At 71.3% G+C, this 10,856-nt stretch carries 14 protein-coding genes; 6 read left to right on the plus strand and 8 right to left on the minus strand.

Features of this window, described 5'->3' with window-relative positions; genetic code table 11:
• Nucleotides 1–43: 43 nt before the first annotated feature.
• From msrA to ACFXBC_RS09965, 3 genes are all read right to left on the minus strand, one after another.
• Nucleotides 44–715 (minus strand): peptide-methionine (S)-S-oxide reductase MsrA, encoded by a 672-nt coding sequence (gene msrA, locus ACFXBC_RS09955; protein WP_385021054.1) that lies wholly within the window; start codon nt 713–715, stop codon nt 44–46.
• A gap of 55 nt (nt 716–770) precedes the next feature.
• Entirely contained in the window at nt 771–893 is a 123-nt protein-coding gene (locus ACFXBC_RS09960) for a hypothetical protein (protein ID WP_385021057.1), read from the minus strand.
• A gap of 85 nt (nt 894–978) precedes the next feature.
• Nucleotides 979–2,094, minus strand: coding sequence for a hypothetical protein (locus ACFXBC_RS09965; RefSeq protein WP_385021060.1), 1,116 nt, complete (start codon nt 2,092–2,094; stop codon nt 979–981).
• A 60-nt stretch (nt 2,095–2,154) separates the two neighbouring features.
• Between ACFXBC_RS09965 and ACFXBC_RS09970 the strand changes: the two genes are divergently transcribed.
• The gene (locus tag ACFXBC_RS09970) at nt 2,155–3,312 is read left to right on the plus strand and encodes a cystathionine gamma-synthase (RefSeq protein ID WP_385021063.1); all 1,158 of its coding nucleotides are present in this window, start codon (nt 2,155–2,157) and stop codon (nt 3,310–3,312) included.
• Between the two features lie 165 nt (nt 3,313–3,477).
• On the opposite strand, the gene ACFXBC_RS09975 is transcribed toward ACFXBC_RS09970, so the two are convergent.
• The 3 genes from ACFXBC_RS09975 to ACFXBC_RS09985 are packed head-to-tail and all read right to left on the minus strand — an operon-like array spanning nt 3,478 to nt 4,893.
• Entirely contained in the window at nt 3,478–3,729 is a 252-nt protein-coding gene (locus ACFXBC_RS09975; protein ID WP_385021066.1) for a hypothetical protein, read from the minus strand.
• A complete protein-coding gene (locus ACFXBC_RS09980; RefSeq protein ID WP_385021070.1) occupies nt 3,726–4,346 on the minus strand; it encodes a sigma factor-like helix-turn-helix DNA-binding protein in 621 nt (206 codons plus the stop codon). Before ACFXBC_RS09980 ends, ACFXBC_RS09975 begins: the two co-directional genes overlap by 4 nt.
• A 43-nt stretch (nt 4,347–4,389) precedes the next feature.
• Nucleotides 4,390–4,893 (minus strand): MarR family winged helix-turn-helix transcriptional regulator, encoded by a 504-nt coding sequence (locus ACFXBC_RS09985; RefSeq protein ID WP_385021073.1) that lies wholly within the window; start codon nt 4,891–4,893, stop codon nt 4,390–4,392.
• Between the two features lie 169 nt (nt 4,894–5,062).
• On the opposite strand from ACFXBC_RS09985, the gene ilvA reads away from it, so the two are divergent.
• The 3 genes from ilvA to ACFXBC_RS10000 all read left to right on the plus strand — a co-directional run bounded on the left by ilvA (nt 5,063) and on the right by ACFXBC_RS10000 (nt 8,380).
• Entirely contained in the window at nt 5,063–6,292 is a 1,230-nt protein-coding gene (gene ilvA / locus ACFXBC_RS09990; protein ID WP_385021077.1) for a threonine ammonia-lyase, read from the plus strand.
• 214 nt (nt 6,293–6,506) lie between these two features.
• The gene (locus ACFXBC_RS09995; RefSeq protein ID WP_385021079.1) at nt 6,507–7,529 is read left to right on the plus strand and encodes an ATP-binding cassette domain-containing protein; all 1,023 of its coding nucleotides are present in this window, start codon (nt 6,507–6,509) and stop codon (nt 7,527–7,529) included.
• Nucleotides 7,526–8,380 carry an ABC transporter permease gene (locus ACFXBC_RS10000; RefSeq protein ID WP_385021082.1) on the plus strand — a complete coding sequence of 285 codons (855 nt, stop codon included), beginning with the start codon at nt 7,526–7,528 and terminating at the stop codon, nt 8,378–8,380. Before ACFXBC_RS09995 ends, ACFXBC_RS10000 begins: the two co-directional genes overlap by 4 nt.
• Before the next feature lie 115 nt (nt 8,381–8,495).
• Here the strand turns inward: ACFXBC_RS10000 and greA are convergent, their stop codons facing one another.
• Nucleotides 8,496–8,993, minus strand: a complete 498-nt coding sequence (gene greA / locus ACFXBC_RS10005) for a transcription elongation factor GreA (RefSeq protein WP_385021086.1) — start codon at nt 8,991–8,993, stop codon at nt 8,496–8,498.
• A gap of 196 nt (nt 8,994–9,189) precedes the next feature.
• Nucleotides 9,190–9,594 (minus strand): DUF4307 domain-containing protein, encoded by a 405-nt coding sequence (locus tag ACFXBC_RS10010; protein WP_385021089.1) that lies wholly within the window; start codon nt 9,592–9,594, stop codon nt 9,190–9,192.
• A 98-nt stretch (nt 9,595–9,692) separates the two neighbouring features.
• On the opposite strand from ACFXBC_RS10010, the gene mca reads away from it, so the two are divergent.
• Both mca and ACFXBC_RS10020 read left to right on the plus strand, forming a co-directional pair.
• A complete protein-coding gene (gene mca, locus ACFXBC_RS10015) occupies nt 9,693–10,574 on the plus strand; it encodes a mycothiol conjugate amidase Mca (RefSeq protein WP_385021092.1) in 882 nt (293 codons plus the stop codon).
• Between the two features lie 2 nt (nt 10,575–10,576).
• Entirely contained in the window at nt 10,577–10,804 is a 228-nt protein-coding gene (locus ACFXBC_RS10020) for a hypothetical protein (protein ID WP_385021095.1), read from the plus strand.
• Nucleotides 10,805–10,856: the final 52 nt, after the last annotated feature.

The raw sequence follows: 10,856 nt of genomic DNA on the forward strand, positions 1-10,856 counted from the left end.
GCCAGGGGTCCCGGCACGCGTACGGCCGTACCGGCCCTTGTCCCTATCCCTCCGAGGACGCGGCCCTGCCCACACCCACCGGGCAGGAGACGCCCGTACCGCCGATGCCGCAGTACCCCGCCGGGTTCTTGTCCAAATACTGCTGGTGGTAAGGCTCGGCCGGATAGAACTGCCGCCCGTCCGCCGGCTGGATCTCCGTGGTGATCGTGCCGTACCCGGAGCCCGTCAGGACCTGCTGGTACGCCTCGCGGGACGCGGACGCGGCGGCTGCCTGGGCCGGGGAGTGGGTGTAGATCGCCGAGCGGTACTGGGTGCCCACGTCGTTGCCCTGGCGGAAGCCCTGGGTCGGGTTGTGGGACTCCCAGAAGATCTTGAGCAGCGTCGTGTACGGGACGATCTCCGGGTCGAAGACCACCCGGACCGCCTCCGTGTGGCCGGTGAGGCCCGAGCAGACCTCCTCGTACGCCGGGTTGACCGTGGAGCCGCCCTGGTAGCCGACGAGCGTGGTCCAGACGCCCTCGGTCTGCCAGAAGATGCGTTCGGCGCCCCAGAAGCAGCCGAGGGCGAAGTCGGCGGTCTCCAGCTTGGCGGGGTACGGGCCGGACAGCGGGTTGCCCAGGACCGTGTGGAGGGCGGGCAGCTCGAATTCCGGGGTGCCGCGGCCCTTCAGGGCCTGGTCCGGGGTGGGGAGCTGGGGGGTGCGGTTCAGGAACATCGGCTGCGGCTCCTCGGGGAGTATGGGTGCACCCCGTGCAACGCATGAGCCCCGGTCAGGATTCCTGGTGGTCATCGGGGGACGTCCTGCGCTCCAGCCAGGCCGCCGTCTTCCTCCTGGACCGGAGCCAGAAATAGGCACCGAAGCCGATCAGGACCAGCGGTATGAGGCGTGTCATCGGGGTTGCTCGTTCCTCTTCGGGTTACCCCGTGCAGGATTCCGGGGTTCCCGCGTACGGGGCGTACGGGGTGCTGTCAGCCTACTCAGCGGGGCAGCGTGGCCGGGGTGCCGCCGTTCGCCTCGTAGCCCGCCACCGCCAGCGCCCGGTACACCGCGTACACCGCGGCCGGGTCCTCGTCGAGTGTCCACGGCAGCGCCCCCACATGGCCGTCGACGCGGACCAGCTGGTCCATCGCCTCCCGCCAGCGTTCCGACCTGACCAGGAAGAGCACAAGCAGATGCCGTACGTGCGCCAGCACCGGGTCGTCGGTGCGGGCCGTGTGCACCGCGTGCAGCGCTCCCTCCACCGCCCTGGTGACGACCGCGCTCCGGTAGAAGCCGCGCACCAGCATCACCTCGGGCAGATGCTCGTAGACCGCGAAGAGCGGGAGCGCGGCCAGCAGCGAGCCCCGGGGTGCGCGGGCCGCCGCCGCGTGGGCGAACTCGTCGGCCCGGTCGCGGGAACCGTGCCACTTCTCGCACCAGTAGTGCAGCGCCTCCAGATGCGCCCCCATGTGCTCCGGTGCGCGGTCGATGACCTTGGCCCACACCTCTTCGAACTGCGGCTCCGGGTAGGCGAGTCCACGGCCGACGGCCAGCTCCACGAGGTACGGGACGGGGTCGCCGGGGGCGAGCAGCGCCGCCTCCGCGCAGACCGTGCGCGCCTCCTCCAGGAGGATCCGGAAGTCGTCGGCGGCGGCGCCCCCGGGCGCCGGACCGGAGCGCCACGCCTGCTGTACGAGGAACGCGGCGTGCACCTGGGCCGCGCCCGCGTCCTTCGGTGACTCGGAGCGCCAGTTGCGCAGCCAGGCCCCGCCGGTGCCCGGCCGCTGCGCCAGCTCCAGCGAGGCTGCCCCGGCGAACGCCTGTACCCGCTGCCAGCGCAGCTCGCCGGATCGGGGGGTACCGGCGAGCAACTGGGCGGCCGGGCGCCAGTTCTGGGTGTGCTGCACCACGTCCAGTACGTCGAGCAGATCCTGGTCCGGGCCGGGCAGCCGTACGTCCAGCTCCTCCTGGCGCAGGAACCCGTACGCGTCGGGGTCCGCGGCGTCCGGGGAGCCGGGCAGCACCTGGTGGATACCGCCGCGCCGGCGCAGCAGGTACGGGCCGAGCACTGCCGCGAGCATGCACACCGCGAGCAGGAACCAGAGAATCTCCATGTCCCCAGCGAACCAGACACGGCCGACATCTGACCACTGTGCTCGGTACGCTCGGTGCCCATGAGCGACGATCACAACGTGCATCAGGGTTTCGAGACCCTCGCCATCCACGCAGGCAACACCGCGGACCCCCTGACGGGCGCGGTCGTTCCCCCGATCTACCAGGTCTCCACGTTCAAGCAGGACGGCGTGGGCGGGCTGCGCGGCGGCTACGAGTACAGCCGCAGCGGCAACCCGACGCGTACCGCCCTGGAAGAGAATCTGGCGGCTCTGGAGGGCGGGCGGCGCGGGCTCGCCTTCGCCTCCGGCCTCGCCGCCGAGGACTGCCTGCTCCGTACGCTGCTGACGCCCGGGGACCACGTGGTCATCCCGGACGACGCGTACGGCGGGACCTTCCGGCTCTTCGCGAAGGTCGTGTCCCGGTGGGGCGTCGAGTGGTCGGTCGCCGACACCACGGACCCCGCTTCGGTGCGGGCCGCCATGCGGCCCCGTACCAAGGCGGTCTGGGTGGAGACGCCTTCCAACCCGCTGCTGGGGATCACGGACATCGCGGCGGTCGCCGATGTGGCGCGCACGGCGGGCGCGAAGCTCGTCGTCGACAACACCTTCGCCAGTCCCTACCTCCAGCAGCCGCTGGCGCTCGGCGCGGATGTCGTCGTGCACTCGATGACCAAGTACATGGGCGGCCACTCGGACGTGGTCGGCGGCGCGCTGGTCGTCAACTCCGACGATCTGGCTGAGGAGTTGGCATACCACCAGAACGCGATGGGCGCGGTCTGCGGGCCGTTCGACGCCTGGCTGGTGCTGCGTGGGATCAAGACGCTGGCCGTACGGATGGACCGGCACAGCGAGAACGCCACCCGGATCGCGGAGATGCTGACCCGGCACCCGAAGGTCGAAGGCGTCCTCTACCCGGGGCTGCCCGACCACCCGGGCCATGAGATCGCGGCGAAGCAGATGCGGTCGTTCGGCGGGATGGTGTCCTTCCGGGTGCGGGGCGGCGAGGCGGCGGCGGTCGCGGTCTGCGACCGGGCGAAGCTGTTCACGCTGGGCGAGTCGCTCGGCGGGGTGGAGTCGCTGATCGAGCACCCGGGGCGGATGACGCACGCGTCGGTGGCCGGTTCGGCCCTTGAGGTCCCGGGGGACCTGGTGCGGCTCTCGGTGGGCATCGAGTCGGCGGACGACCTGCTCGCGGATGTGCAGCAGGCGCTGGGCTGACGCCTGCGGGCCGCCCTGCGACGCCCTGCGGGCCGGCCCCGCCCGTCGACGCCGCTGCTCCGGATCCGGAAGGGTCCGGAGCGGCCGCCGTCGCGGGATGCTGCTGTTGGGGGCCGTTGGGGGCCGTTGGGGGCCGTCGCGGGACGGTGCTGTGGAGCGGCCCGCTCAGTACCCCTCCACCGGCGGGGTCGTCCGGGCCGGGGGCGGGGTCCAGGGGTGGGTCAGCGTCGCCCACACCACGAAGGCGGCGAGCGCCGCCGCCAGCAGCAGCCACACCGCTCTGCGGCCCGCTGTGCGGCGGCGCCGGATCCGGGCGCCGCGTTCCGCCGCGCGGAGCGCCAGGTCGGCCGGGACCGGCGGATGCGGCCCGGCCAGCATCCGCCGGGCCATCTCCTCCTTGCGGTCCGGCAGGCTCATGGCGTCGCCACTTCGGGCAGCGGGGGCGCGGGCACCGGCGGGGTGCTGCGCAGGGTCGCCGTCGCGTGGGCGCAGAGCGCGCGGACCCGTTCCGCCGGGAGACCGACCGCCGCAGCGACCTGTTCCTCCGCGATCCCCTCGTACAGCCGCAGCACCAGGACGAGGCGCTCCTGCGGGGTCAGCCGCTCCAGCAAGCCGCCGCCCGCCGGGGCCCGCGCCCCGGCCCCCGAGCCCGGCCGCAGCCGGTCCGGCAGCCGCAGCCGGTCCGGCAGCCGGAGCCGGTCCGCCGGCCGGAGGCGGGGCCAGGGGATGTGCGTGGGAGGGGTCACGCGCGGGGCGCTGTGGGTGAACCGGGGGCGCCGCCAGGCACTGTGTGCGAAGTGGCCCACCAGCTCCTGGCGGGTGTGCTCGTACGGGTCGTCGCCGCGCAGCCGGTCCCACTGCGCGTAGGTACGGGAGAGCGCGCCGATGAGCAGCCGCCGTGCCCGTGGGGTGTCACCGGGGGGCTCGGCGGTGAGCAGTACGGCCACATGGAGAAGCCGTCCGGCCGCGCCCGCGACGAAGGACTCGAACTCCTCGTCGCGGCGGCGTTCCCGTGCTGCTGTCCGCTCCCGCACAGTGCCTCCCTGCTCTCATCTGAGAGCAGGGCGCGGCACCCGGTCAAGAGGTCGGCGCGGCCGGCTCCTGGGGTCCTGTCGTACGGCCGGAGAGCGAGGAGTTGAACCGGGTCAGCAGGGTGCAGAAGGCTTCGCGGTCCTCCTGGGTCCACCCTTCGGTGACCTGGGCCATCAGCTCGCGCCGTGAGGAGCGGACCTCCTCCAGGCGGGCCTGGCCGCGCGGGGAGAGTTCGAGGACGACCGCCCGGCCGTCCTCGGGGTGCGAGGTGCGCTTGACCAGGCCGGTGTCGACGAGCGGGGCGACCTGCCGGGTCACGGTCGAGGAATCGATGCCCATGCCCGCGGCCAGCGCCTTCACCCCCATGGGGCCTTCCCTGTCCAGCCGGTTGAGCAGCAGATAGGCGGCGCGGTCCATCGAGTTGCGCGCCTGGCCGACGCCCCCCATCCGGGTCTGCTCGGCGCGGCGGGCGAAGAGGGCCACCTGGTGCTGGAGGGCATCGAGGAAGCCGGGGTCGATATCAGAAGTCATGTCCTGAGAAAGGGGCATGGCCGGGGGGCTCTCTTCGTACGGAGGGCGGACAGTGGGGGACAGAGTACGCGGACCGGGGCCGCACCGTACCTGCCCTGTTCCAACCGTTGTGAACATGAGGGTCCAGCCGTTGCCGGGCCCCGGACTCGGGCGGCCCGTCCGGTGCCGAGCTGCGAGACTTGACGCCATGAGCTTCGGTACGTCACACCCCCTGCCGCCGCTGATCCTTGATGACGTCCTCGGAGCGCAGAAGATGCTCTCCGGAGTGTCCAGGACGACGCCGATCGAGGGCAGCAGACATCTCTCGCGTCTGGTCGGGGCCCCGGTCCGCTTCAAGTGCGAGAACCTCCAGCGGACCGGTTCGTTCAAGCTGCGCGGCGCCTATGTCCGGATCGCCGGGCTGCGCCCCGAGGAGCGGGCGGCCGGGGTGGTCGCCGCCAGTGCGGGCAACCACGCGCAGGGCGTCGCGCTCGCCTCGTCGCTCCTCGGGGTGCGGTCCACGGTCTTCATGCCGCTGGGTGCGCCGCTGCCGAAGGTCGCGGCGACCCGTGAGTACGGCGCGGAGGTACGGCTGCACGGCCAGGTCGTCGACGAGACGCTCGCCGCCGCGCAGGAGTACGCGCGGGAGACCGGCGCCGTCTTCATCCACCCGTTCGACCACGCCGACATCATCGCGGGGCAGGGCACGGTGGGTCTGGAGATCCTGGAGCAGTGCCCGGAGGTGCGGACGATCGTCGTCGGGATCGGCGGCGGGGGGCTGGCCGCCGGGATCGCGGTCGCGGTGAAGGCGCTGCGGCCGGATGTGAAGGTGGTCGGTGTGCAGGCGGCGAACGCCGCCGCGTACCCGCCCTCGCTGGCGGCGGGGCGGCCGGTGGCGGTCGAGACGCGTCCGACGATGGCCGACGGCATCAAGGTGGGGCGCCCCGGGGATGTGCCGTTCGGGATCGTCCGGGAGCTGGTGGACGAGGTGCGCACGGTCTCCGAGGACGAGCTGTCCAGCGCGCTGCTGCTCTGTCTGGAGCGGGCCAAGATGGTCGTCGAGCCCGCGGGTGCCAGCCCGGTCGCCGCGCTGCTGAGCGACCCCGGGGCGTTCGAGGGCCCGGTGGTCGCGGTGCTGTCGGGCGGCAATGTGGATCCGCTCCTGATGCAGCGCATCCTCACCCACGGGATGGCGGCGGCGGGCCGCTTCCTGTCGCTGCGGCTCCGGCTGACCGACCGTCCGGGGGCGCTGGCGACGCTGCTGGGTGTGCTCTCGGTCGCCGACGCCAATGTGCTCGATGTGAGCCATGTACGGACCGATCCGCGGCTGGGTCTGACCGAGGCGGAGGTGGAGCTGCATCTGGAGACGAAGGGGCCCGAGCACTGCGCCGAGGTCGGTGCGGCGCTGCGGGACGCGGGGTACGCCGTCATCGGATGAGGAGCGGGGCGGAAAACGGGGAACCCCTGCGGATACGCGATACATCGCGTTAGCGTGTGCGGTACGCGCCCCGTGTCGCCGACGCGTCGCGCACCACGCGCCACTCGCCGGAGAGCGGTATGGCCGTGCCAAAATCGCGGGCCAAATTTACGATGCGTCCGTAAAACCGCCCACAAGCGATATAGCGCCCAAAAACGAAATAAGGGGGACCCGTATGCCCGGCGCCATCTACGCCGAAGGTCTGGTGAAGACCTTCGGTGACGTAAGAGCACTGGACGGTGTGGATCTCGAAGTGCCGGAAGGCACCGTCCTCGGCCTGCTCGGGCCCAACGGCGCCGGCAAGACGACGGCCGTCCGGGTCCTGACGACCCTGCTGCAGCCCGACAGCGGACGGGCGGTGGTCGCCGGGCTCGACGTGCTCAGGCAGCCCACCGAGGTACGCAGATCGATCGGGCTCTCCGGCCAGTTCGCCGCGGTCGACGAGTACCTGACCGGCCGGGAGAACCTCCAGATGGTCGGGCAGCTCTACCAGATGTCCGCACGCGACGCGAAGCGCCGGGCGGGCGAACTGCTCGACCGCTTCCACCTCGCCGACGCCGCCGACCGCCCCGCCAAGACGTACTCCGGCGGGATGCGCAGGCGGCTCGACCTCGCCGCGGCCCTCGTCGTGTCGCCCCCCGTGATGTTCATGGACGAGCCGACCACCGGGCTCGACCCGCGCAACAGGCAGCAGCTCTGGGGAGTCATCCAGGAGCTGGTGGCCGGCGGTACGACGCTGCTGCTCACCACCCAGTACCTGGAGGAGGCCGACCACCTGGCCCACGACATCTGCGTCATCGACCACGGCAAGGTCATCGAGCGCGGTACGTCGGACCAGCTCAAGGCCCGTATCGGCGGCGAACGCGTCGAGGTCGTCGTCCACCGGCCCGCCGAGATCGGGCCCGCCCGCGAGGTGCTGACGGCCCTGGGCAAGGGGGAGGTCGCCGTCGTGGAACACACCCGCAAACTGACCGTCCCGGTCGCGGGCGGCGCCAGACTGCTCGCCGAGGTCATCAGGGAGCTGGACGGGCGGGGCGTGGAGATCGACGACATCGGGCTGCGCCGCCCCACGCTCGACGATGTGTTCCTCTCGCTCACCGGCCATGTGGCCGAGGAGGAGGAAGGGGAAGGACCGGGCCCCGGGGACGCCGGTCCGGCGGCCAACGCCACCACGAGTGCCCAGGAGGCAGGCGAATGAGCGCCGTCACGGATTCCGCAGCCACCCCACTCGCCCCGCGCCCGCGCGGCGGCATCATCCAGTCGGCCGGCGACTCGCTGGTCATCGCCAAGCGCAATCTGATCCGGATGACCCGGATCCCGGAGATCGTGGTCTTCGGCCTGGTCCAGCCGATCATGTTCGTGGTGCTCTTCAGCTACGTCTTCGGCGGGTCCCTGGTCGTCAACGGCTCCACCAGCGCCGTGGGTTACCGCAACTTCCTGATGGCGGGGATCTTCGCCCAGACCGTGACGTTCGCCACGGCCGGCGCCGGGGCCGGTATCGCCGACGACATGCACAAGGGCCTGATCGACCGGTTCCGCTCGCTCCCGATGGCCCGGGGCGCGGTGCTCACCGGACGTACGCTCGCCGACCTGGTCCAGACGGCGCTCATCCTGGTCGTGCTGGCGATCGTGGCCCTGCTGGTCGGCTGGCGCACCCACGAGAACATCGGCAAGGTGCTCGGCGGCTTCGGGCTGCTGCTCCTGCTGGGGTACGCCTTCTCCTGGATCGGCGCACTGATCGGCCTCTCGGTCCGCACACCGGAGGCGGCCACGTCCGGCGGGCTGGTCTGGCTCTTCCCGGTGACCTTCGTCTCGAACGCGTTCGTGTCGACGGCGATGATGCCCGGCTGGCTGCAGCCGATCGCCGAGTGGAACCCCTTCAGCGCGACCGTGCAGGCCTGCCGGGTCCTCTTCGGCAACCCGGGCGTGTCCACATCGGACGCCTGGCCCATGCAGCACCCGGTCTGGGCCTCGCTGATCTGGTCACTGCTCATCTTCGCGGTCTTCCGCACCCTGGCGGTCCGCAAGTACCGGTCGGCCGCGGCCTGACCCCGGCGGCCGGCGAGCCGCCGCAGGACAGAGCCCCCGCACGACAGAGCCCCGCACGACAGAGCCCCCGGCCGCGGGGGGGGGGCGGGGGGTCGTGCCGTGCCCTGTATCCGGGTCAGCCCTGGAACGGCTCGGCCTTGAGGATCTTCACCGTCGCCGTCTTGCCGTTCGGCAGTTCGTAGTCGGCGTTCTCGCCGACCTTCTTGCCGATCACACCTGCGCCCAGCGGGGACTGGGGGGAGTACGTCTCGAAGTCCGAGCTCGCGTACTCGCGGGAGGCGAGCAGGAAGGTCATCGTGTCGTCCTCGTCACCGTCGAAGGCGATGGTGACGACCATGCCGGGAGCCGCTTCGCCGGAGGCCGCCGGGGCCTCGCCGACCTTCGCGGTTTCGAGCAGCTGGGTCAGCTGGCGTACGCGCAGCTCCTGCTTGCCCTGCTCCTCCTTGGCCGCGTGGTACCCGCCGTTCTCCCGCAGGTCACCCTCCTCGCGGGCGGCCGCGATCTTGGTGACGATCTCCGAGCGTGCGGGACCCGACAGATACTCCAGCTCAGCCTTCAGCTGGTTGTACGCCTCCTGGGTCAGCCAGGTGACGTTTTCGCTGGTCTGGGTCACTGGTGCTCCTCGTAGGTACCGGAAATACAAAGCATCGCCCTACCCAGAAGGATGTGCCTCCAGGGGCGGGCGAAACCACGAGCCTAACAATTCGAGAGCGGAAGGGGGAGGACCGAAGCGTCACGAGGTGCACCGGCGGCGTCACAGCGGGGCGGCGCGCGGCCCCCGGGCGGCCGGGAAGCCGCCCGCCCGCGGGTCAGGACGCGGTCTGGCAGCCGACGAGCTCGACGCTGGTGGCCCTCGACGTGGTCCGTACGGTCACGACCTGGTCGATCCGCTTCTCGTCCTGGTCGAACCTGGCGTCCTTGCGGCCGACCTCGTCGCCGTCGGTGGCCCGCAGCCGCAGGGTGCAGGTGCCGTGGAGCCCGGCGTCCTTGCGTACCTCCAGATGGACATCGACCGCGTGGTCCGACGCGATGTCCCAGGTGATGACCTCACCGCTGATGGACTTGCCGCCGACGGACTGGTAACCGAACCAGCCGATGACCCCGACCGCCACGGTGCCGAGCACCGCTCCGACGATCTTCAGCTTGCGGTCAGCGCGCTGATCCGCGGAGCGGCCGTACCGGCCCTCGGGGAGCTGTTCGCCAACCGCCGTCATGATCGTTCCTCCTGTGCAAGGGGATCCCGGAATTTTCCGTCCCCTCAGTCGGTCACTATAGAAGCCGCCGATTGCGACGAATCACTGAGGATCCTGTCTTGTCTGAGCAGCTTCGCCTGATGGCCGTCCACGCCCACCCCGACGACGAGTCGAGCAAGGGTGCGGCGACCATGGCCAAGTACGTGTCCGAGGGGGTGGACGTGCTGGTCGTGACCTGCACCGGAGGCGAGCGCGGCTCCATCCTCAACCCCAAGCTCCAGGGTGACGCCTTCATCGAGGAGAACATCCACGAGGTCCGCAAACGCGAGATGGACGAGGCCCGCGAGATCCTCGGCGTCAAGCAGGCGTGGCTGGGCTTTGTCGACTCGGGCCTGCCCGAGGGTGACCCGCTGCCGCCGCTGCCCGAGGGCTGCTTCGCGCTGGAGGACGTCGATGCGGCCGCCGGCCGGCTGGTGCGGCTCATCCGGGAGTTCCGGCCGCAGGTCATCACCACGTACGACGAGAACGGCGGATACCCGCACCCCGACCACATCATGACCCACCAGATCTCGATGGTGGCCTTCGATGCGGCGGCGGACACCGAGAAGTACCCCGAGGCCGACTTCGGCCCGGCCTTCCAGCCGCAGAAGCTTTACTACAACCAGGGCTTCAACAAGCCGCGCACCGTGGCCCTGCACGAGGGGCTGCTGGCGCGCGGCCTGGAGTCGCCGTACGCGGAGTGGCTGGAGCGCTGGAAGCAGTTCGAGCGCGCCGAACGCACTCTGACCACGCACATCCCGTGCGCGGACTTCTTCGAGATCCGCGACAGGGCGCTCATCGCGCACGCCACGCAGATCGACCCGGAGGGCGGCTGGTTCCGCGTCCCGATGGAGATCCAGAAGGAGATCTGGCCGACCGAGGAGTACGAGCTCTCGAAGTCCCTCGTGCCGACATCCCTCCCCGAGGACGACCTCTTTGCGGGCATCCGGGACAATGCCTAGTTATGAGCGCTAGCCAGGCATTGACGCACCTCGTCCCTCTGGCCGAGGTCGACGACAACAAGGTGACTCCCGGGCTTCTCGGCTTCCTCGTCTTCGCGGCCCTGGCCGTGGGGGTGTGGCTGCTGATGAAGTCCATGAGCCGGCACATGGGCCGGGTGTCCTTCAAGGAGGCCCCGGAGCAGCAGACCGACCCGGCCCGGCCGGCCGGGACCGGGGGCAAGCAGGGCTGAGGCCCGCCGGGCCCCGCCCCGCCGCCGGACACGCGCCCGCCCAGGGCGCGCC

This window comes from Streptomyces sp. NPDC059398 (assembly GCF_042751845.1).
Taxonomy (GTDB): Bacteria; Actinomycetota; Actinomycetes; order Streptomycetales; family Streptomycetaceae; genus Streptomyces.

Coding starts and splice junctions, on each gene's coding strand:
- ACFXBC_RS10020 (WP_385021095.1), top strand. CDS start 10,577: ATGAGCGCTAGCCAGGCATTGACGCACCTCGTCCCTCTGGCCGAGGTC.
- ACFXBC_RS09975 (WP_385021066.1), bottom strand. CDS start 3,729: ATGAGCCTGCCGGACCGCAAGGAGGAGATGGCCCGGCGGATGCTGGCC.
- ilvA (WP_385021077.1), top strand. CDS start 5,063: ATGAGCTTCGGTACGTCACACCCCCTGCCGCCGCTGATCCTTGATGAC.
- ACFXBC_RS09960 (WP_385021057.1), bottom strand. CDS start 893: ATGACACGCCTCATACCGCTGGTCCTGATCGGCTTCGGTGCCTATTTC.
- ACFXBC_RS09970 (WP_385021063.1), top strand. CDS start 2,155: ATGAGCGACGATCACAACGTGCATCAGGGTTTCGAGACCCTCGCCATC.
- ACFXBC_RS09965 (WP_385021060.1), bottom strand. CDS start 2,094: ATGGAGATTCTCTGGTTCCTGCTCGCGGTGTGCATGCTCGCGGCAGTG.
- ACFXBC_RS10000 (WP_385021082.1), top strand. CDS start 7,526: ATGAGCGCCGTCACGGATTCCGCAGCCACCCCACTCGCCCCGCGCCCG.
- ACFXBC_RS09985 (WP_385021073.1), bottom strand. CDS start 4,893: ATGCCCCTTTCTCAGGACATGACTTCTGATATCGACCCCGGCTTCCTC.
- msrA (WP_385021054.1), bottom strand. CDS start 715: ATGTTCCTGAACCGCACCCCCCAGCTCCCCACCCCGGACCAGGCCCTG.
- ACFXBC_RS10010 (WP_385021089.1), bottom strand. CDS start 9,594: ATGACGGCGGTTGGCGAACAGCTCCCCGAGGGCCGGTACGGCCGCTCC.
- ACFXBC_RS09995 (WP_385021079.1), top strand. CDS start 6,507: ATGCCCGGCGCCATCTACGCCGAAGGTCTGGTGAAGACCTTCGGTGAC.